Origin of the sequence: Sulfitobacter sp. HI0040, from assembly GCF_001634885.1 — a bacterium.
In the GTDB taxonomy this organism is placed as follows: Bacteria; Pseudomonadota; Alphaproteobacteria; order Rhodobacterales; family Rhodobacteraceae; genus Sulfitobacter.
This window is the reverse complement of record NZ_LWEX01000392.1, coordinates 1-239: the sequence shown is the minus strand read 5'-3', so window position 1 is coordinate 239 and position 239 is coordinate 1. Positions and strand designations below refer to the sequence as shown.

1 protein-coding gene is annotated in these 239 nt (G+C 61.5%); it reads right to left on the bottom strand.

Features of this window, described 5'->3' with window-relative positions:
* On the bottom strand, positions 1 to 239 hold a 239-nt coding region (locus A3728_RS16240), incomplete at both ends, for a molybdopterin-dependent oxidoreductase (RefSeq protein ID WP_150120853.1).

Sequence of the window (239 nt, the reverse complement as noted above, 5' to 3'; positions counted from 1 at the left end):
CATCCATCAGCGGCCCGGTGATCCAGGACTTCACGCTCATCTCATACATCGAAGGCTGGGACGGATCGCCCTTCACGCCCACGGGGCGCACGCGATAGCTGGTCTGCTGGATTTTGTTGGGGGATTCACCTTCGGTCAGGGCCAACCGCTTGAGGTATTTGACGTTGTTGACGCCGTAATAGCCCGGGATCACCAGCCGCAACGGTCCGCCATGGGCCAGCGGCAGGGGTTCTCCGTTC